Annotated in this window: 16 protein-coding genes and 1 pseudogene; 10 read left to right on the top strand and 7 right to left on the bottom strand. The window is 53.8% G+C overall.

What is annotated here, in order from left to right; all coding sequences use genetic code 11:
* Positions 1 to 13 precede the first annotated feature (13 nt).
* A complete protein-coding gene (gene clcA, locus M2371_RS19530; RefSeq protein WP_034493469.1) occupies positions 14 to 1,435 on the bottom strand; it encodes a H(+)/Cl(-) exchange transporter ClcA in 1,422 nt (473 codons plus the stop codon).
* A gap of 138 nt (positions 1,436 to 1,573) precedes the next feature.
* On the opposite strand from clcA, the gene hemL reads away from it, so the two are divergent.
* Positions 1,574 to 2,854, top strand: coding sequence for a glutamate-1-semialdehyde 2,1-aminomutase (gene hemL, locus M2371_RS19525; RefSeq protein ID WP_259268498.1), 1,281 nt, complete (start codon positions 1,574 to 1,576; stop codon positions 2,852 to 2,854).
* Between the two features lie 51 nt (positions 2,855 to 2,905).
* On the opposite strand, the gene fhuB is transcribed toward hemL, so the two are convergent.
* The 6 genes from fhuB to hrpB all read right to left on the bottom strand — a co-directional run bounded on the left by fhuB (position 2,906) and on the right by hrpB (position 14,150).
* On the bottom strand, positions 2,906 to 4,891 hold the full coding sequence (gene fhuB / locus M2371_RS19520; RefSeq protein ID WP_259268497.1) for a Fe(3+)-hydroxamate ABC transporter permease FhuB: 1,986 nt from the start codon (positions 4,889 to 4,891) through the stop codon (positions 2,906 to 2,908).
* On the bottom strand, positions 4,888 to 5,778 hold the full coding sequence (gene fhuD / locus M2371_RS19515; RefSeq protein WP_232062631.1) for a Fe(3+)-hydroxamate ABC transporter substrate-binding protein FhuD: 891 nt from the start codon (positions 5,776 to 5,778) through the stop codon (positions 4,888 to 4,890). Before fhuD ends, fhuB begins: the two co-directional genes overlap by 4 nt.
* Before the next feature lie 8 nt (positions 5,779 to 5,786).
* Positions 5,787 to 6,584, bottom strand: a complete 798-nt coding sequence (fhuC, locus tag M2371_RS19510; RefSeq protein ID WP_172895504.1) for a Fe3+-hydroxamate ABC transporter ATP-binding protein FhuC — start codon at positions 6,582 to 6,584, stop codon at positions 5,787 to 5,789.
* A gap of 47 nt (positions 6,585 to 6,631) precedes the next feature.
* Complete coding sequence (gene fhuA / locus M2371_RS19505) at positions 6,632 to 8,866, bottom strand: ferrichrome porin FhuA (protein ID WP_172895505.1); 2,235 nt, start codon at positions 8,864 to 8,866, stop codon at positions 6,632 to 6,634.
* Positions 8,867 to 9,077: 211 nt separating this feature from the next.
* Entirely contained in the window at positions 9,078 to 11,639 is a 2,562-nt protein-coding gene (gene mrcB, locus M2371_RS19500) for a bifunctional glycosyl transferase/transpeptidase (RefSeq protein ID WP_259268517.1), read from the bottom strand.
* Between the two features lie 78 nt (positions 11,640 to 11,717).
* Positions 11,718 to 14,150, bottom strand: a complete 2,433-nt coding sequence (gene hrpB, locus M2371_RS19495; RefSeq protein WP_259268496.1) for an ATP-dependent helicase HrpB — start codon at positions 14,148 to 14,150, stop codon at positions 11,718 to 11,720.
* Positions 14,151 to 14,224: 74 nt separating this feature from the next.
* Here hrpB and thpR point away from each other — a divergent pair, with 74 nt between their 5' ends.
* The 9 genes and pseudogenes from thpR (at position 14,225) to panD (ending at position 21,192) form a co-directional block, all read left to right on the top strand.
* A complete protein-coding gene (thpR, locus tag M2371_RS19490; RefSeq protein ID WP_034493445.1) occupies positions 14,225 to 14,764 on the top strand; it encodes an RNA 2',3'-cyclic phosphodiesterase in 540 nt (179 codons plus the stop codon).
* Positions 14,765 to 15,469 (top strand): DNA/RNA nuclease SfsA, encoded by a 705-nt coding sequence (gene sfsA, locus M2371_RS19485; protein WP_172895507.1) that lies wholly within the window; start codon positions 14,765 to 14,767, stop codon positions 15,467 to 15,469.
* Positions 15,470 to 15,657: 188 nt separating this feature from the next.
* On the top strand, positions 15,658 to 16,113 hold the full coding sequence (dksA, locus tag M2371_RS19480; protein ID WP_034493443.1) for an RNA polymerase-binding protein DksA: 456 nt from the start codon (positions 15,658 to 15,660) through the stop codon (positions 16,111 to 16,113).
* 70 nt (positions 16,114 to 16,183) lie between these two features.
* Positions 16,184 to 17,079: pseudogene (gene gluQRS, locus M2371_RS19475) on the top strand (tRNA glutamyl-Q(34) synthetase GluQRS).
* A gap of 56 nt (positions 17,080 to 17,135) precedes the next feature.
* A complete protein-coding gene (gene pcnB, locus M2371_RS19470; RefSeq protein WP_210434936.1) occupies positions 17,136 to 18,533 on the top strand; it encodes a polynucleotide adenylyltransferase PcnB in 1,398 nt (465 codons plus the stop codon).
* Entirely contained in the window at positions 18,530 to 19,009 is a 480-nt protein-coding gene (gene folK, locus M2371_RS19465; protein ID WP_259268495.1) for a 2-amino-4-hydroxy-6-hydroxymethyldihydropteridine diphosphokinase, read from the top strand. Before pcnB ends, folK begins: the two co-directional genes overlap by 4 nt.
* Before the next feature lie 42 nt (positions 19,010 to 19,051).
* The gene (gene panB, locus M2371_RS19460; protein WP_259268494.1) at positions 19,052 to 19,846 is read left to right on the top strand and encodes a 3-methyl-2-oxobutanoate hydroxymethyltransferase; all 795 of its coding nucleotides are present in this window, start codon (positions 19,052 to 19,054) and stop codon (positions 19,844 to 19,846) included.
* A 13-nt stretch (positions 19,847 to 19,859) separates the two neighbouring features.
* Positions 19,860 to 20,714, top strand: coding sequence for a pantoate--beta-alanine ligase (panC, locus tag M2371_RS19455; RefSeq protein ID WP_259268493.1), 855 nt, complete (start codon positions 19,860 to 19,862; stop codon positions 20,712 to 20,714).
* Positions 20,715 to 20,811: 97 nt separating this feature from the next.
* The gene (panD, locus tag M2371_RS19450; protein WP_034493438.1) at positions 20,812 to 21,192 is read left to right on the top strand and encodes an aspartate 1-decarboxylase; all 381 of its coding nucleotides are present in this window, start codon (positions 20,812 to 20,814) and stop codon (positions 21,190 to 21,192) included.
* Positions 21,193 to 21,283 lie beyond the last annotated feature (91 nt).

Here is a 21,283-nt window from a genome sequence, read left to right as displayed (position 1 = left end):
CCGAGTAAATCGTTCAAGTATTCTCCCCGGCTGGGGTTTGCTGCTCTTTCGCCCGCTGTTCGGCTTCTTGTTTTGCCAGCGTGCGCTCAAGAATCGAGGAGTATAGCGGTTTCCCACCGAGAAATTGTGCCAATAGTGTCGCGCCAAGGCAGGTAATAATCATTGGCAGAATGAGCTGATAATTGTCTGTCATTTCCAGAACCAGCACAATTCCTGTCAGCGGCGCACGTACCGATGCCGCAAATAACGCGCCCATTCCGGCAATCGCAAATGTCCCAACTTCAAGGTGATACGCCGGGAACCAGGCGACACTAGCGGCTCCGAAAGCCGTTCCCAGCAACGTCCCCAATGCCAACATGGGGGCGAAGATCCCGCCCGGTGCACCGGATGCGAAACACAATAAGGTGGTAATCACGCGGGCAATAAAAATAAATAGCAGCATGCCGATAGTGTAGTTACCCGCCGCCGCGATAGGTATCAGGTTGAATCCACCGCCAGCAGCAGCCGGCTGAATCAGCCCTAAAACGCCACAAATTCCACCTAACAGGCCGCCGATAATCACCCATTTTTTAAGATTGCCGCCGTGGAAACGCTGAAACATATCCTGAGTACGGAACACCATTGCGTTAAAGAACACGCCAACGATGCCAAAGACCATTCCCAACACCAGATACAGCCATAATGTGTTAACCGGTGCACTAGCCAGTTTCCCGACTTCAATGACGGCACTTTCACCGTTGAAAATACGGAACACCACGCTCGACATAATCACGCCGATAAACACGGCTTTTATCGAAATCAGGTTGTAACGGAACTGCGGGCGCATCTCTTCGATGATGAACAAAATACCCGCCAGCGGTGCGTTAAACGCGGCCGATAAACCCGCTGCGGCCCCCGTCGCCAACAGTGAATGGCGCGCTTCGGCACCGCGCAGCCGGAAAATATCCAGCACCATGCGGCCGATATTGCCCCCCAACTGCACCGTTGGGCCTTCGCGACCCAGCACCATGCCCGCGCCCAGCGTTCCCATACCGCCGATGAATTTCACCGGGATAACGCGCCACCAGCGCACCGGGCGTAACTCCTCGAGCGCACCTTCAATTTCAGGGATACCTGAGCCGCCCGCTTCAGGTGCATAACGGCGCACCAGATAATAACCGAGCATCGCCAAAAGCATTGAACTGATGAATGCCAGCGGCCAGACAATCAGGCTGTAATCCGCCACATGCGCCAGCATCGCAAGGCGATTCTGTTGTACCCAGGTCACTGATTTTTCAAAAGCGACCCCAACTAAACCGGCTAACGTCCCTACTATCGCGGCCATGAAGAGAATAGCGACAGGCGTTTTATCCTGCCTCATAAGGCGACGCACCATGTCGCCCCTGCGTAAGCGCACAACTTGCTGTGCTTCGAAAGAGGGGTGGGAGTGATTCATTAGGCTAATCATTTATTGGTAATACAAATCGAGGGGGCATTCTACTCTCTCGACGCGTTTGGGCAAAACTTTCATAACTTCGAGAGTTTCCCTTAGAATAGCGTGTTGCCACTATTTCCACGAATCAGGAGCCGATTCATGAGTAAGTCTGAAAACCTGTACGCTGCCGCACGCAAAGTCATCCCTGGCGGGGTGAACTCACCGGTTCGTGCCTTTACCGGAGTCGGCGGTGTACCGCTGTTTATCGAACGCGCTGACGGGGCTTACCTGTTTGATGCTGACGGCAAAGCCTATATCGATTATGTCGGTTCATGGGGACCAATGGTTCTGGGTCATAACCATCCGGCTATCCGTAATGCGGTGATTGAAGCGGTGGAACGCGGCCTGAGCTTTGGCGCGCCAACCGAGATGGAAGTGAAAATGGCAGAACTGGTGACTGAACTGGTTCCAACCATGGATATGGTTCGCATGGTGAACTCCGGTACTGAAGCCACCATGAGCGCGATTCGTCTGGCTCGCGGTTTCACCGGGCGCGATAAAATCATCAAATTTGAAGGCTGCTATCACGGCCACGCTGACTGCCTGCTGGTAAAAGCGGGTTCTGGTGCACTCACCCTCGGCCAGCCAAATTCACCGGGCGTTCCGGCTGATTTTGCCAAACACACCCTCACCTGCACCTATAACGATCTCGCCAGCGTGCGTGCGGCATTCGAGCAGTATCCGCAGGATATCGCTTGTATCATCGTTGAGCCGGTTGCGGGCAACATGAACTGCATTCCACCAAATGCCGATTTCCTGCCGGGCTTACGCGCCCTGTGTGATGAGTTTGGCGCCCTGTTTATCATCGACGAAGTGATGACTGGCTTCCGTGTTGCCCTGGCGGGCGCGCAGTCTTACTACGACGTGGAGCCTGATTTAACGTGCCTGGGTAAAATCATCGGTGGCGGTATGCCAGTCGGTGCATTCGGTGGCCGCCGTGAAATCATGGACGCTCTGGCACCAACCGGCCCCGTTTATCAGGCGGGTACGCTTTCTGGTAATCCAATCGCAATGGCCGCAGGTTACGCATGCCTGACAGAAGTCTCTCAACCAGGTATTCACCAGACGTTGACTGAGCTGACTGAAATGCTGGCGCATGGGCTGTTGAAAGCCGCGAAAGAAGAAAACATTTCGTTGGTCGTCAATAACGTCGGCGGCATGTTCGGCTTGTTCTTCACCGATGCAGAGTCTGTGACGAGCTATAAGGATGTGATGGCGTGTGACGTTGAGCGCTTTAAGAAGTTCTTCCATTTGATGCTGGAAGAAGGCGTTTACCTGGCACCGTCTGCATTTGAAGCAGGCTTTATGTCAGTTGCGCATTCGAAAGAAGATATTCAGAAGACGATTGACGCTGCGCGTCGGGTGTTTGCGAAGCTGTAATCTTTTGCCCCTCACCCCGACCCTCTCCCTCAGGGAGAGGGTGAACACAAATCACCGTGTCTGTTTACGCAGCAAATAAACAAAATACGGCGCACCGATAAACGTCGCCAACAACCCGGCTGGAACCTGATCCGGGAACAAAATCATTCTCCCACACCAGTCCGCCGCGACCATCAGCATCCCACCGAATAACGCCGACATAATCAGTTGCGGCATTGCACGCCGGAAACCTAACATCCGGGCGATATGCGGAGCCATTAAGCCGACAAAACTCAACGGGCCAACGGTCATCGTTGCGGCTGCGGTCAACGTTGCAGCCAGCAAAAGCAGCGCAAAGCGTGATGGCGTCAGCGCCATACCAATTGCCCGAGCGGTCGCGCCACCTAATGGCAGAATCATCAACCAACGGCGGCAAAGCGGTGTCAGCGCGAATAAGATAACCATCAGGATCAGCGTTCTGACAGCCTGGTCGCCGGTCACGTTGTACGTTGAACCGGAAATCCAGGTGAGTATTCCCGCCATACGCGGATCGCCGCTTGCCATCAACAGCATCAGCAACATGGTAAACGCGGTACTCAGCGCCATCCCGGCCAGCAACATGCGCTGCGGGGAAAAACCGCCACGGCTGGCAGTGACCATAATCACCAGAAGCGTCACCGCAGCACCCAGACTGCCCGCCGGGAATAACCAGCCAAAGGCATTTCCAGGCACAATAAACAGCATCACCACCACGCCAAATGCCGCACCAGAACTGATGCCCAGGACTTCCGGACTTGCCATCGCGTTGCCGGTTAAACGCTGAATCACGCTCCCGGCGACGGCCAACATCATGCCCGCAGTGAGAGCAGCCAGCACGCGCGGCCAGCGCCACTGCAACAGGTCGTGGAATAACGAACCACTCACCCAATTCCAACCCTGTACGTCGCGCCCCATCGTCAATGCGGTGACGATAACCAACGCTAACACGCCGCTGCCAATCAACCCCCACCAGAGCAGATGCTGACGTTCAACCGGAACGTTATCGCCCTGGTTCATGGCAGGCGTACCCACCGTTCGCAGACGCGGCAGAAGCCAGAGCAGCAACGGCGCACCAATCAAAGCCGTCACAGTGCCGGTAGAAATTTCACGCCATGCGCTGGTGAGCCAGATAACGGATTGATCCGACAGCCAGAGAATTAATGCCCCGATAAGCGGCGCGAGGAATAGCCGAGCCACCAGGCGACGCGCCCCCAGCATTTTCGCCAGAAGCGGTGCAAACAAACCGATAAAACCGATAATCCCCACCGCATTGACCAGCATTGCGCTAATGGCAATCGCCAGCACCAGCGTCGCGAGGCGCACCATGGAAAGCGCCAGGCCAAGATTACGCGCCACGCCATCGTCGAGGCCCATCAGCGTTAGCGGGCGCAACAGCAACAGCGTTAATAACAATCCGCCAACCAGACGCGGCCACAGGCCATTCACGATATCCCAGTCCTGCTGGTTCAACGAACCGGTGCTCCACAGGAACATGTTCTGCAACTGGTCGTGGTGGAAAATCGCGAGTAATTGATTCACCGCGCCGCAATACAGGCTCAGTACCAAACCGGCGAGGATGAGCGTCACAGGTGATAAACGTTTACCCCAGGCGACACCGAATACCAGTAAACCGACGACGCCCGCCCCAACTAAGGCCGCAAATTGTTGCGTCGCGAAGCCACCGGGCAGCGCCCACAGCGTCGCGACAGTAACGCCAAGCTGCGCACCACTCGCCACGCCAAGCGTGGTGGGTTCAGCAAGCGGGTTTCGCAGCACTTGTTGGAATAGCACGCCCACCAATCCCAACCCTGCCCCGACCAATAAGGAAATGGCCAGACGAGGCAACAAGCTGTAGTGGAATAACATCTGATCGATGTCATCGATATTTGGCTGCCACCAGGCGGATACCCACAGGGCAGATGGAAGCTGAGCCTTGAGATTGTGCAGCGTCAACGCGCAGGCCATCACAAACAGCAGCAATAACAAGATCGCCGGGAACAAAGCATGACGATGCTTCACGCCTGGCTCCCTATGGCTTTCGCCAGCGTGTTCGTGAAGCTCATGGCCGAAAGCGTCGCGCCATAAAGCCAGACCGGAGGGACTCGTTGGAAACGATTCTGGCGCACGAAAGGCATCGCATTCCACAACGGAGTGGCGATCACGCGGGCCATTTCCGCGTCATTATTGTGATCAAAACAGATGACGTCGGCGTCTTTCACTTCGGCTAAACGCTCCAGGCCAACCACCGCGCTGCCCCAGAAGTTAGTTTCACCAGACCAGGCATTTTTCACTCCGAGCAAATCCATCACCTGTTGGAACAGGCTATTTTTGCCGATAATCAGCGCATGGCGGGAATCTAATAATGTCATCAGTAAAACGGGTTTATCACCACGCCCGGCAAAGCGGGGTTTCATCTGCTCGATAAACTGGTCAAATTTCAGTAAGTGATCTTTTGCTGCCTGCTGCATCCCCAGTTTTTCGCCCAGTTCTGTCAGAGACTTGCGAGCGACGGTCAGCGGTTTGCCTGAGCCATCGTTAAAACTAAAACCTAGACCGGGTGCGATGCGCGCCATTTTTTCAGGTGCCGGGCCGTAGCCTGCGGAATAGAGAATCAGCGACGGTTTTAGCTGGGTGAGAAGCTCGAGATTAGGTTCAGTTCGCAGCCCAACGTCGATAATGCCATCAGGCAATTTTGGCTCGCCGACCCAGGCTTGATAATTGGCGATATCGGCCATCGCATAGGGTTTTACACCCAGCGCCAGCATCAGTTCAACGGGCAACCATTCCAGCGCCACAATGCGGTGAGAGTCAATTGAAGACGCGTGAGCATTGCCCATTTTGAGCAGTAACGGCGAGAGCGCGAGTGCCGCCAGTAGCTGGCGACGGCTCATTGAAGGATTAATCAATTCACTCATTAGTAAACAAAGCTCACCGGAGCCGCACCCGCAGGATGTGGCAGAATCCCCATAGGAATACCGTAAATCTTCTCCAGCGTTTCGCTTTGCATTAATTCGGCAGGGGTTCCCTGAGCAATCATTTCACCGCCACGCAGCGCCACCAGGTTATCGCAATAGCGGGCGGCCATATTGATATCGTGCAGAACGGCAATCACCGTCAGACCGCGTTCCTGGCTCAGGCGATGGATAAGCGCGAGGACGTCAACCTGATGGGCAATATCCAGCGCCGACGTTGGTTCATCCAACAACAGGCAGCGGCTGTCTTGCGCGACTAACATCGCAATCCATGCCCGCTGGCGTTCGCCACCGGAAAGGCTATCAACCAGGCGATGAGCAAAAGGCTTCAGGCCAACCAGCGTAATCGCCTCATCAACCAGTTCCCTGTCCGCCACGCCAAAACGGCCCAGCGCGCCGTGCCACGGATAGCGACCAATCGCCACCAACTCACGCACGGTCATGCCTTCTGCTGCCGGAAGTTGCTGCGGTAAATAAGCGACTTTGCGCGCAAATTCTTTGCTGCTCCAGCTATCCAGCGGTTGGTCGTTAAGATTAATTTCCCCGGCAGAAGATTTCTGATGGCGGCCCAGCATTTTCAGCAGCGTCGATTTCCCCGAGCCGTTATGCCCAATCAGACCCGTTACTTTTCCAACAGGAAAGGTAATCGACAGAGGATGGAGAAGCGTGCGACCGGGTACGCGGAAGGTAACGTCAGTGAGGCTAAACGTGGTATCGGGATGAAGGTGTTTGTCCTGCATGGGAGCCATCTTTGTTGATGGGCACGGCGAACCGTGCCCGAATACACTTAGAAGCGGAATGTTGCAGTCGCAACAACCTGGCGCTCTGCGCCCCAGAAGCAACCATAGGTTTCAAAGCAGCTGGCAACGTATTCACGGTCAAGCAGGTTGTTCACGTTTACCGCAATGCTTGAACCATTCAGACCGAAACGACCGAGGTCATATTTGACCACTGCGTCCAGCACCGCTGCGCTGCCGACTTTGAAGGTGTTAGCCGGATCGCCGTAGCTTGAACCAATAAAACGACCGCCCGTCCCCAGAGTCAGACCACTCAGCACGCCATCGTTGAAGGTGTAATCACCCCACAGCGAAGCCATGTGTTCTGGCACTTGCGCAGGCGTGTTGCCTTGCAAAGTGGTGTCTTTGGTGTACTCCGCATCGGTATAGGTATAAGAAGCGGTGACGTTGATGTTGGCATTGAGAGCCGCTTTCGCTTCCAGTTCCACACCACGCGCACGAACTTCACCCGCAGGAACCTGGTTCAAAGCATTCGTTGGGTCAGTCATCAGCGTATCAGACTTGGTCAGCTGATAGACCGCACCGGTAATCACCACCGGCATATCTTTCGGTACATACTTCACGCCCGCTTCGTATTGCTCACCTTTGGAAGGTTCATAAGCGACACGTGGCGTGCTGTACAGGCTAAAGGCGTTAGGCTCGAAAGACTGGCTGTAGCTGATGTATGGTGAAATACCGTTATCAAACAGGTAGTTCACACCGCCACGCCAGGTAAATTGTTTGTCGTTACGCTCGATGTAACCATTGTCGCTGCGCACCGTGGTCGCTTGCTTAGACCAGTCGTAACGACCACCCAGCGTAAGCACCCATTTGTCCCACTCAGCCTGATCCTGAACGTAAAGACCGGTTTGCTCGCTTTCGTTCATCTGATAAGGCACAGCTTCGCCGAAATCAACCGGTTCCATTGGCGGCAGATTATTCAAATCCAGCGGAGGAGCATTACCAAACAAGGCGCTGATATCGTTACGCATACGCGAGTAATCCACACCGGTTAACAGGGTGTGCTCAACCGCGCCAGTCGCGAAGTTGCTTTGCAGTTGGGTATCAACGCTAAAGTTTTGCAGACGTTCTTTATCAACAACCGTGCCGCGACCCAAATAATGCGCCTGCTGCTCTGGTGACAATGCCTGACAGTAAACGTTGAAGGCATTCATGCTGTTGTTACACAGCCCGGTGCCGTACGCGCTTTGCTGATCCACTTTCATCTCAGCGAAACGCAGGTTCTGACGCACGGTAAAGGTGTCGTTAAAACCGTGTTCGAAGCTGTAACCGACCATTTTCTGGTTACGGGAATAGCTGTTGTTCGTGGCACCTTCATTGAAATCGGTTGGCAGGTGACCACCGCCTGGCAGTGGTTCCACCGTCCCTTCTTTTGGCAACCAGCCGTAATAACCGGTTTCTGGTTCATTCTGGAAATAGGACAAGAAGGTGAAATTAGTCTTGTCATCCGGACGCCATGAGAAAGAAGGCGCGATAGCATAACGCTGCGATTCTGCACCCTGCTGCTGTTCGTTACCTGAACGCGCAACACCGGTCAGGCGGTAGGAATACACGCCATCGTCGTCCAGCGCGTCGCTGAAATCAAAACCCGTCTGGAACAGGCTGTCTGTGCCCATTTTGAACTGAACTTCATGAAGCGGTTCTGTGGTCGGGCGCTTGCTGACCATAGAAACGATACCGCCCGGGCTGCTTTTTCCGTACAACACGGAAGTCGGGCCACGCATCAGTTCTACACGTTCCAGCATATAAGGGTCGATGACAGCATCATTATAGAAATCGCCCTGCATTTTCAGGCCATCCAGATAGTTGTTCTGGTTCAGGCCAACAGAGGAAAAGCCACGAATGATAACAAAATCATAGGTGTTCGAAGCGCCACGGCTGCTTACTGTCACGCCGGGGGTGTAACCCAGAGCTTCTTTCACCGACTGGAATTGATGCATCTGCATCTCTTCGTTGGTCACAACCGAAATAGACTGCGGCGTCTTTTCGATTGGGGTGTCTGTTTTAGTCGCGGTCGCGCTGCGTTTAGCCGCGATAGTTGGGGACGGGCCCCACGCGCTTTCATCAGCCGCAGCGTTTGCGGAAACGGTGATGGTGTCTTCTTTAGTTGTTGTGTTGTCTGCTGCAAAACTTGATGCACTCACACCGCTCACGGTGGCCGCAACAAAAAATGCAAGTTTACGGAGAGAGGTGTTGACTGGTTGTCCAGTTCTTAAACGCGCCATTATGGTTTCTCTGATGAAGTGACGAATGATAACGTAAACGATAATTATTATTATGCCCGCAGAATAATAGACGAAACGGAAAGTGCATAGCAAGCAGATCACACCCCTAACGAGTGCGAGGGAATAATAATTAACCAGAGTAATTGCATGGACTTAACAAAAAAGAAAAGCCCCCGTTACAAACGGAGGCTTTTTCAGAATACAGCGAGGATTAGTTACCGCCGAACATGTCCTTAATCCACCCAGCAACGCCATCACTTTTTTCTGGCTGTTGCTGCGGTTGTTGCTGTTGTTGCTGCTGCTGCTGCGGCTGCTGTTGTTGAGGCTGCCCCTGCGACTGGCTAAACGGATTGTTGTTTTGCTCAGCCTGCTGGCTTTGCTGACACAAACCGTCTGGATTCGTCGTCCACACTGGCAACGTACGATCGCCACCACCGCCGCACTGGAAGTAACCCGCGCTATCCACACTCATATCGACGATATCTTCCGGTGGATTGAGCACCAACGGAATTGGCGTCTGGTTAGCAAGGTAGCGCTGATACAACGACATCGCACCGCTTGCACCGTACAGCTTAGTCGGCTGGTTGTTATCACGCCCAACCCAGGTAATCGCCACTTCTTTGCCATCAATACCGGCAAACCAGGTATCGACGTTATCGTTGGTCGTCCCCGTTTTACCTGCCAGATGCAGGTTCGGATATTTGCCACCCAACGCACGCCCCGTACCGCGAGCCATAACCTGCTGCATGGTAAACAGCGTCATGTACGCCGCCTGAGGTGGAACAGCTTGTTCCGCCTGCGGGAAGCTTTGATACAACACGGTACCGTCTTCAGCAATCACCGAGCGTAACGCCGACAGCGTTGCGCGATTACCGCCGCTGGCAATGGTCTGGAACGCCTGAGCCACTTCGATTGGCGTCAGGTTCAGCGCCCCCAGCAACATAGCCGGAACCGGGTGCAACTGGTTCTGCGGCACGCCGAGTTTGACCCAGGTATCGGTTACTGCTGGCAAGCCCAGCGCCATACCCAGGTTGACGGTTGGCACGTTCATCGAACGCGTCAGCGCGTCCACGAGCATGACCTTACCACTCTCACTGTAACGACGGTCATCGTTTTGCGGCGACCACACTTGCCCGTTTGGCTGTTTCAGCGCGATTGGCGCATCGGCAATCCAGGTATTCAGACGGTACGCATCCGGCTGGCTTAGAGCCGTCAGATACGTCGCTGGTTTCGCCAGAGAACCAATGGAACGACGGGCCTGCATCGCACGGTTAAAGCCTGCGAATTGCGTTTCTGCCCCGCCGACCATGGCACGAACTTCGCCGGTCGAACGGTCAACAATGACCATGGCCGCTTCGAGATCTTTGAGCTTACGGGAGGCACGCAGTACCGGAACCCCTTCGCTCACCGCTTTTTCTGCCGCATCCTGGGACACGGAGTCAAACGTAGTAAAGATCTTCACCCCAGACAGGTCTTTAACTTTATCGCCAAGTTTTGTCTGGAGTTCATTGCGCACCATCTGCATAAACGCAGGCTGCGGCGAAATCACACCACCACGCGGTTGCACACCCAGCGGGCGAGCACTCAGCATGTCGTACAATTCCTGGTCGATCACCTTCTGCTCTTGCAGCAGGCGCAACACAAGGTTACGTCGCTCCAGCGCCAGTTTCGGGTTACGCCATGGGTTGTAAATCGACGCCCCTTTCACCATCCCCACAAGCAACGCTTGCTGGTCAAGGCTCAGTTCTTCAACCGGGCGACCGAAGTAGTACAGACTCGCCAGTGGGAAACCGCGAATTTCGTTATCGCCGCTCTGGCCGAGATACACTTCGTTCAGGTACAGCTCAAGAATGCGATCTTTGCCGTAACGCGCATCCATGATTAGCGCCATGTACGCTTCGTTCGCTTTACGCCAGTAAGAGCGTTCGCTCGACAGGAACAGGTTCTTAACCAACTGCTGCGTCAGCGTACTCGCGCCCTGCACGGTACGACCGGCAGTGAGGTTCGCCAGCACCGCACGACCAATAGAGTAGAAGCTGATGCCATCGTGCTCATAGAAATGACGGTCTTCAGTGGCAATCAGGGTATCAACCAACAGCTCCGGGAAACCGGTGCGCGGCACAAACAGACGCTGCTCGCCATTAGGCGAAGACAACATAGTGATCAGGCGCGGATCCAGACGGAAGAAGCCGAAGCTACGGTTGTTATCCATATTCTGGATAGAATCCAGATGGTCGCCATCAAACACCAGACGTGCGCGGATCTGCCCTTCTTTACTGTCAGGGAAATCGAACGGACGACGGATCATCTCGATGCTATTGCCCTGCACCGTAAACTCACCAGGACGCGTCATTTTAGTTACCTGACGGTACTGAGTCGCTTCCAGCAGGTTGACCATCTCTTTTTTGCTGTAGGGCATATCCGGCTCAAGGTTCACCATACGGCCATAAACTGCCGCCGGGAGCTGCCAGACTTTGCCATCAATACGCGTGCGAATCTTCTGGTCAAGGTAGACGCCGTAAATCACAAACAGCACCACGAAGACCACAAACAGTTTTACTAAGAACCACAACCAGCGGCGCTTTTTACGTGGCGGACGGCCATTGCCGCTGCCTTTTCCTTTACGTGGCGGCATCGGTTCCTCGTCATCGTAATCATCGTCATAATCCGCGTCGTATTCCTCTTCCCGGACTCGACGACGGCTGACTTTCTCTTTTGCGGGACGTGAAGGTTTGCCTTTACGTCCAATAGGTTCGCGGTCATTCCCCGCCATTGCTTTCTCCACCAAAATAAGGCGCACGGCCTGATTTTCCTTTCTTTCGCTCAACGCAAAAGAGGAAATCTCTCAAAGTTATTGGTACTTTTTAGTGCGCCGCGTTGGCAGCGCATCTGCTGGCGAATCCGGCCAGACGTGCTTTGGATAACGTCCTTTCATCTCTTTTTGCACTTCCCGGTATGCACCGTTCCAGAATGCGGTTAAATCACGCGTTATCTGCAAAGGGCGCTGCGCCGGGGAGAGCAGTTCCAGAACCAGCGGCACACGACCATCGGCAATCACCGGTGTTTGTGCCTCGCCAAACATTTCTTGCATACGAACCGCAAGAACAGGCGGGTTTTCATCGTCATAGCGAATCGCTATCTGGCTTCCGGTCGGCACAGTGTAATGAGTTGGCAGCGCACTATCCAGACGTACGCGCGCGTTCCAGTCGAGCAAGTTCTGTAACGCACGTGTGACATCAATGTTTTTTAATGCCCGCAGCGAGTGTACACCATGCAGTTCAGGTAATAACCAGCGATCTAGCGCTCCGAGCAAGGCGTTATCTGAAACTTCAGGCCATTTCATTTCGGGCAGCCATTTTGCCGCACAGGCCAGACGTGTTCTGAACTGTTGCGCCTGAGGCGACCAATTCAAAACGGCCAAACCTTTATCACGAATGCCGTTAAGCATCGCCTGATGCAGCTCGTCTTCGGAGGGTTTTGCCAGCGGCTGAACTTTCAGCACCAGTTTGCCAATCTGCGTGCGGCGAAATGCTTTGAGGGTGCCTTGCGTTTCATCCCATTCCACGGAGTCGCTTTGCGTTAGCAAAGCCGGACACTGCGCCGCAAGTGCGTCGATGTCCAGAGGAATGGCCTGCAAAATACGGGCGTCGGGCGTATTGCTCCCCTGCAACAATAGCGGCGCTAATAGCCATTCGTAACGCGTTAACGGATCGTCCTGGTTGAGCATCGCCCCCATGCCGTTGGCTAACTGGTAGCGACCATCCAGGCCCCGGCGGCGAGCAATTCTGTCGGGGAAGGCCTGCGCCAATAACGGTGCGGCAAGAGAAAAATCGGCTTCGCCGCCACGACTGTTCAACCTTTTTAACAATTGCCCGCTGCGCTGCTGCCAGTTTTCCTGACGACGGCTAAACGCGTTCCGCAAATCGCTGTCCTGGCCTCGCGGTGGCTCTTCAAGAATCGCCGTCATGCGGGCAGCGGTCGCCTGTTCATCTGCCGTTTTCGCATTGACTAACATGGCGGCAAAACGCGGGTCGTTACCAAGGCTCGCCATTTTCTGGCCTGTGGGCGTAAGCCGGTTTTGGTCATCAAGCGCGTTGAGCTGGCGTAATAAAGTGCGTGCAGCGGCAATGTTGGCGGCAGGAGGCGTATCAAGCCAGGTCAGTTGATTCAGGTCAGAGCAGCCCCATTGCAGTAAATCGAGCAGCAAACCGGAGAGGTCACTTTGCAGGATTTCCGGCTCGCTTTGAGTGCTCGCACGCTCAGCCTGCTCCGCGCTGATAAGATGCAAACAAATCCCCGGCTCCAGACGCCCTGCTCGCCCGGCACGCTGAATCATCGATGCCTGGCTAATGCGCTGAGTGACAAGGCGCGTTAACCCGGTGCGCACATCAAAACGGGCGACGCGCTCTTGCGCGCAGTCCACGACCAGGCGAATGCCTTCGATGGTCAGACTGGTTTCGGCGATATTGGTCGCCAGTACCACTTTGCGCATGCCGTTCTGCGCAGGCAAAATCGCTTTGCGCTGCTCGCCCAAAGGCAATGCACCATATAACGGGCAAAGCTGAACATCGCTTGCGACGCGCTCTTGCAGTTGCTGCGCGACACGCTGAATTTCACCCACGCCGGGCAAAAACAGCAACAACGAGCCTGACTCTTCACGCAGCAAATTCGCCACCGCTATGGCGACGGCTTCATCAAAACGTTGGTGAGTTGAAAACGGGCTGTAGCGACGATCTACCGGAAATGCCCGCCCTTCAGAACTGATAACCGGCGCTTGAGGTAAACAGTGCTGCAAGCGTGAGTTATCAAGCGTTGCCGACATAATCAGGAGTTTGAGATCGTCACGTAAGCCTTGCTGCACGTCGAGTAACAGCGCCAGCGCCAGATCGGCTTGCAGACTGCGTTCGTGGAATTCATCGAGGATAACCAGCGCCACCCCGGTGAGTTCAGGATCGTGCTGAATCATGCGCGTCAAAATACCTTCGGTTACCACTTCAAGCTGCGTATTTGGCCCAACACAGGTTTCGGCACGCATCCGGTAGCCGACTGTTTCACCGGGCTTTTCACCCAATAACTCAGCCAGACGCTGTGCAACATTACGTGCCGCCAGGCGACGAGGTTCCAGCAGTAAAATGCGTCCACCTAAGTTTGCCTGCTGTAAAATCTGCAACGGCAACCAGGTTGATTTACCGGCACCCGTTGGCGCGCTCAGTAAAACCTGCGGCGCGTTTTGCAAGGCGTTAAGAATATCGGGTAGCACTGCGGCAACCGGTAATGACGACACAGACGGCTCCAAACGGGTATGATGCGAAGTTCGCTATTGTAGCATTACGACAAGACATTATTGAGAGAACCAATATGGCTGAGACTCGCCGTCTGTTTTTTGCCCTTGAGCTACCCAAAGAGGTGCAACAACAGATTATCCACTGGCGCGCCACACAGTTCCCTGAAGATACCGGACGCCCGGTGGCCGCCGAAAACTTGCATCTGACGCTGGCCTTTTTGGGTGATATCAGCGCGGATAAACAAAAAGCGTTGAGCCAACTCGCCGGGCGCATTCGACAGAAAGGTTTTACCCTGGCGATAGACGATGCCGGGCAATGGCTGCGCTCGAACGTGGTGTGGATTGGCCCGCGTCACGCACCTTTAGGATTAATTCAACTGGCGAATATGTTACGTTCCCAGGCGGCGCGTAATGGCTGTTACCAAAGCCCGCAGCCGTTTCATCCGCATATCACGCTTTATCGCAACACGCCGCGAGCGGTCACCATCCCACCACCTAATTTTCGCTGGCAGTTTAAGGTCGATGAATTTGCCCTGTATGAGTCTGTATTCAGACAGGGCCGCACTCGTTACCAGGAATTACAACGCTGGACACTAAGTAATAAGGAAGAGTGAATGGAATTTACCCCGCCGTTGCAGCAGGCCACGCTGCTCAAACGCTACAAACGTTTTCTGGCCGACGTCGTTACCTCTTCCGGTGAAGAATTGACGTTACATTGCCCAAACACAGGGGCAATGACCGGTTGTGCAACGCCCGGCGACACTGTTTGGTATTCCACCTCAGATAGCCCGACCCGCAAATATCCTCATACCTGGGAAATAACGCAGACGCAAAACGACGAGTTTATTTGTGTGAATACGTTGCGTGCAAACGCCGTCGTGAAGGAGGCGCTAAGCACAGAAAGCATAACGGAATTAACGGGTTACACCACCATCAAAAGCGAAGTGAAATACGGCGCTGAGCGCAGCCGCATTGATTTTATGTTACAAGCAGATTGCAAGGTTAACTGCTATATTGAAGTGAAATCAGTCACGTTATCACAACAAGGATGTGGCTATTTCCCAGACGCCGTCAGCCTCCGTGGCCAGAAGCATTTGCGGGAATTGATGAGCGTGGTTTTGCAGGGCGAACGCGCGGTATTGCTGTTTGCAGTATTGCATTCTGCTATTACTCAAGTTTCCCCGGCACGCCACATCGACGCAAAATACGCGCAACTGTTATACGAGGCGCAACAGTGCGGAGTAGAAATAATTGCTTATAAGGCCGAACTTTCTGCCCGAGGGCTTACTCTAATTTCGCCGTTGCCTGTCTGTTTATAATTTCTTAATAAAGAGCAGTTAACGTTTGTCTGTTTTGTGTGCTGGCGGCTCGCGTAAATACGCTTTTCTTCACAGGGTTGTCAAGAGAGGAATTTATATAATTGCCATCCTGAAAAGCATCTGCTATTTATAGCGGCCTGATTTTCCCCCGAACAGGGGACCGATAGTGCGTGTTAAGGAGAAACAACATGCAAGAAGGGCAAAAGCGTAAAACATCGTCCCTGAGTATCCTCGCCATCGCTGGGGTGGAGCCATATCAGGAGAAAGCGGGCGAAGAGTATATGAACGAAGCCCAGCTGTCGCACTTCAAGCTTATTCTTGAAGCCTGGCGTAGCCAACTTATGGATGAAGTTGATCGCACGGTGACGCATATGCAAGACGAAGCAGCAAACTTCCCGGACCCGGTAGACCGTGCAGCCCAGGAAGAAGAGTTCAGCCTCGAACTGCGTAACCGTGACAGGGAACGTAAACTGATCAAGAAAATCGAGAAGACCCTTAAGAAAGTAGAAGACGAAGATTTCGGCTACTGCGAATCTTGTGGCGTTGAAATCGGCATCCGCCGCCTCGAGGCTCGCCCGACAGCTGATTTGTGCATTGATTGCAAAACGTTGGCAGAAATCCGCGAAAAACAAATGGCTGGCTAACAGCTCGCGATTTCATCACTTTCAAAGGCGGGAGTCTCTCCCGCCTTATTCATTTCTAGCTCCCTGAAAAATGACCACATCTCACTACATTGGGCGCTTTGCACCCTCGCCCTCGGGTGAACTCCACTTCGGTTCGTTGATTGCCGCACTCGGCAGTTACCTGCAAGCTCGCTCTCAACACGGCCTGTGGCTGGTGCGTATCGAAGATATCGACCCGCCGCGCGAAGTGCCGGGAGCCGCGACCACCATATTGCAGCAATTAGACCATTACGGTTTGCATTGGGATGGCGAGGTTTTATGGCAATCACAACGCCATGAGGCTTATCGTGAAGCCCTTTCGTTTTTACAAAAACAAGGTTTGAGTTATTACTGCACCTGTACTCGCAGCCGAATTCAACAAATCGGCGGGTTTTACGATGGCCATTGCCGCACGCTAAATCACGGGTCAGATAATGCGGCACTGCGTTTTGTGCAACGCCATCCGGTATTAAGTTTTGAAGATAAACTATACGGAACGTTAATTGCTGACGAATCCCTGGCGCGTGAAGATTTTATCATTCACCGTCGTGATGGGTTATTTGCGTATAATCTTGCTGTAGTGGTGGATGATAATTTCCAGGGCGTGAGCGAAATTGTGCGCGGTGCCGATTTAATTGAGCCAACCGTTCGACAAATTTCGCTGTATCAACAATTTGGCTGGAAGGTTCCAGATTACGTTCATTTGCCTTTGGTGCTTAATGAACATGGCGCAAAATTATCGAAGCAAAATCACGCGCCAGCCCTTCCACAAGGCGATCCGCGTCCCGTAATCCATGCTGCGCTAACATTTTTGAATCAGCCGGAAATCGCTCATTGGCAAGATTTGACGTTGAGTGAGTTACTCACTCAAGCGGTCCAAACCTGGTCGCTGAAAGCCATTGTGCCAGGCTCGTCGTGAATACGTCGTTCTCAAATGCCACACACTGAGCTATGATTAGCCGCTGTTTTTTTTGTCCCTATGATTGACACTGCCGAGGTGTACTATTTTTACCCGAGTCGCTAATTTTTGCCGCAAGGTGCTTAACCGCGATGATGTCGTGGTCGAGGAGAATGAAGATCTCCCGCTAATCACGGTAATTCCGCGTGACCAGCACGCTCTGTCCCGCAAAGATATCAGTGAAAATGCCCTCAAGGTGCTCTATCGTCTGAACAAAGCAGGCTATGAGGCTTACCTCGTGGGTGGCGGTGTTCGTGACCTTTTGCTTGGCAAACGCCCGAAAGACTTTGATGTCACCACCAGCGCAACACCGGATCAGGTTCGTAAACTGTTCCGCAACTGCCGCCTGGTTGGCCGCCGCTTCCGTCTGGCTCACGTCATGTTTGGGCCGGAAATCATTGAAGTCGCCACTTTCCGTGGGCACCACGAAGAGCAGAAGTCTGATAAACAGACTTCCCAGACCGGCCAGAACGGTATGTTGCTGCGCGACAACATTTTTGGTTCTATCGAAGAAGATGCCCAGCGCCGCGATTTCACTATCAATAGCCTCTATTACAGCGTGGCTGATTTCTCAGTGCGTGATTATGTCGGTGGCCTGCGTGATTTACGCAACGGCGTTATCCGCTTAATTGGCGACCCTGAAACCCGCTACCGCGAAGACCCGGTGCGTATGCTGCGTGCTGTGCGTTTCGCCGCCAAGCTGAATATGACGATTAGCCCGGAAACCGGCGAGCCGATTCCGCGTTTAGCTACCCTGATTAATGATGTGCCGCCAGCTCGTTTGTTCGAAGAATCACTGAAACTTCTGCAAGCTGGCCACGGTTACGCGACCTACGAATTACTGCGCGAATACCAGCTGTTCCAGCCGTTATTCCCATCCATCACCCGCTACTTTACCGAGCAGGGTGACAGCCCGATGGAACGCATGATCGACCAGGTGCTGAAGAACACCGACAATCGCATTCATAACGATATGCGCGTCAATCCGGCCTTCTTGTTCTCTGCCATGTTCTGGTATCCGCAGCTTGAGATGGCTCAGAAGCTGACTCAGGAAAGCGGCCTTGCTTATATGGACGCATTCGCACTGGCAATGAATGAAGTGCTGGATGAAGCCTGCCGTGCGCTGGCGATTCCAAAACGCATTACCACACTGGTGCGTGATATCTGGGGCTTGCAACTTCGCCTGTCGCGCCGCCAGGGCAAACGCGCATGGAAACTGATGGAGCATCCTAAGTTCCGTGCGGCGTACGATTTACTGGCGCTGCGTGCAGAAGTAGAAAATAACCAGGAATTACAACGCCTGACTAAATGGTGGGGTGAATTCCAGGTCGCGGCTCCCCCTGCGCAAAAAGATATGCTCGATGTGTTAGGTGATGAGCCAGCCGTCCGCCGCCGTCATCGTCGCCCGCGTAAGCGTGCACCGCGCAGCGGTGGAAGTGCATGACGCTTGCGTACATCGCGCTAGGCAGCAACCAGGCGTCTCCGCTTGAGCAAGTGACTCACGCGCTTGACGCCATTGCAACCATTCCGCAAAGCCGGGTGGTTGCCATTTCCTCTTTCTACCGCACCCCGCCACTCGGCCCACAAGACCAACCTGATTACTTAAATGCTGCCGTCGCACTGGAAACTGAACTGTCTGCGGAAGACTTACTGGCTCATACTCAACGTATTGAGTTAGAGCATGGTCGTGTGCGCAAAGCAGAACGTTGGGGGCCGCGTACGCTCGATCTCGATATTATGCTGTTCGGTAATCTGACTATCGCAACACCTATGCTTACCGTGCCGCATTACGATATGAAAAACCGCGCATTTATGTTGGTTCCTCTGCTGGAAATTGCGCCTGATTGCGCGTTCCCTGGTGGACAGCGCGTGGCTGACGTTTTAAAACACCTCTCCCAGGATGGGATTAGTTTGTGGTAACCAGGGATGTGTTCATTTAATTAATATCATTCCGGGACTGCCATGAAACCAACCACCATGTCTCAGTTGCGCCAGTGGAAACAGGCTCAACGCAAATTCGCGACAATCACCGCCTACGATTTCAGCTTTGCAAAACTGTTTGCCGATGAAGGCATTGGCGTGATGCTGGTTGGCGATTCGTTAGGGATGACCGTTCAGGGCCACGACTCCACTCTGCCCGTCACCGTGCAGGATATTGCCTACCACACACGCGCCGTGCGCCGTGGTGCGTCAAATTGCCTGCTGCTGGCCGACCTGCCGTTTATGTCTTACGCCACGCCTGAACAAACCTTTGCCAACTCCGCCGAACTGATGCGCGCCGGTGCCAATATGGTCAAGCTCGAAGGCGGTCGTTGGCTGGCTGACACTGTCAAAATGCTGACCGAGCGTGCCGTACCCGTTTGCGGGCATTTGGGTCTGACGCCGCAATCGGTCAACATCTTCGGTGGCTATAAAATTCAGGGACGTGATGAGGCTGCCGCTCAAACGCTGTTTGATGATGCCGTTGCTCTCGAAGCCGCAGGAGCACAATTGTTAGTGCTGGAATGCGTGCCGGTTGCACTGGCGAAACGCATCACCGAGGCGCTGACCATTCCGGTTATCGGCATCGGTGCAGGCAACGTCACTGACGGGCAGATTCTGGTGATGCATGATGCATTTGGCATTACTGGCGGCCATATTCCAAAGTTTGCGAAGAACTTCCTCACCGGAACCGGTGATATGCGCGCTGCGGTGCGACAGTACATTTCCGAAGTTGAGTCCGGCACCTATCCAGGTGAAGAACACAGTTTCCACTGACAGGAGAAGGGTTGTGTTGATTATCGAAACCATACCGCTGTTACGTCAGCAAATTCGCCGCTGGCGCCAGGAAGGCAAACGCATCGCGCTGGTGCCGACGATGGGCAACCTGCACGACGGGCATATGAAGCTGGTCGATGATGCCAAAAGCCGCGCCGATGTGGTGGTCACCACTATTTTTGTTAATCCAATGCAGTTTGACCGTCCGGACGATTTAACCCGATATCCGCGCACCTTGCAGGAAGATTGCGAAAAACTGAATCGTCGCAAAGTGGATTTGGTATTTGCACCTGCTCCTGCCGATATTTATCCGCAAGGCCTGGATTCTCAGACCTTTGTCGAAGTGCCAGGCCTTTCGACAATGCTTGAAGGCGCAAGCCGCCCTGGGCATTTCCGTGGCGTTTCGACCATCGTCAGCAAGCTGTTTAATATGGTGCAGCCTGACATCGCTTGCTTCGGCGAAAAAGACTTCCAGCAAGTCGCCGTGATTCGCAAAATGGTGGCGGACATGGGCTACGACATTGAAATCATCGGCGTGCCAACGGTGCGTGCAAAAGATGGTCTGGCGCTGAGTTCACGCAATGGCTACTTGACCGCCGAGCAGCGCAAAATCGCACCCGGTCTGCACAAGGTGATGCAATCCCTTGCCGATAAACTGCGTGCCGGTGAGCGTGATACCGAAGAGATGCTGGCGATTGCCGCAACCGAGCTTAACGAAAAAGGCTTCCGTTCCGACGACCTGCAAATCCGCGATGCCGATACCCTGCTGGAGCTGAATGTTGAGAGCAAACGCGCGGTTGTGCTTATGGCCGCGTGGCTAGGCCAGGCGCGTTTGATTGATAATATGCAGGTCGAGCTGGCGCAGTAGACAGCGTCATAAAATCGGGCAATACTGCCCGACTAAATTCCGGTGGCAAGCATTCTGGCTTGCTGCTTACGTAACTCTAGTGATGAAGGTTTAAGCTATGATACGCACCATGCTGCAAGGCAAACTTCACCGTGTCAAAGTGACGCAGGCGGATTTGCACTATGAAGGCTCCTGCGCCATCGATCAGGACTTCCTTGAGGCGGCAGGCATTCTGGAATATGAAGCCATTGATATTTATAACGTCACCAACGGTAAGCGTTTTTCAACTTACGCTATTGCTGGCGAACGTGGTTCTAAAATCATTTCGGTAAATGGCGCAGCGGCACATTGTGCCGATGTTGGTGACATTCTGATTATCGCGACTTACGTCACCATGCCGGATGAGCAAGCGCGTAGCTGGCAGCCAAAAGTGGCCTATTTCGATGGCGATAACGAAATGAAACGCCTGGCGAAAGCCGTACCGGTTCAGGTGGCGTAGCCATTGAGGAATTGTAGGTCGGGTAAGCGAAGCGTCACCCGACATAATTGACGTTTTGGTGGATGACGCTTTCGCTTATCCACCCTACAAA

The organism is Buttiauxella sp. BIGb0471, assembly GCF_024807715.1.
Classification (GTDB): Bacteria; Pseudomonadota; Gammaproteobacteria; order Enterobacterales; family Enterobacteriaceae; genus Buttiauxella; species Buttiauxella agrestis.
This window is presented reverse-complemented; position numbering and strand designations above follow the sequence as displayed.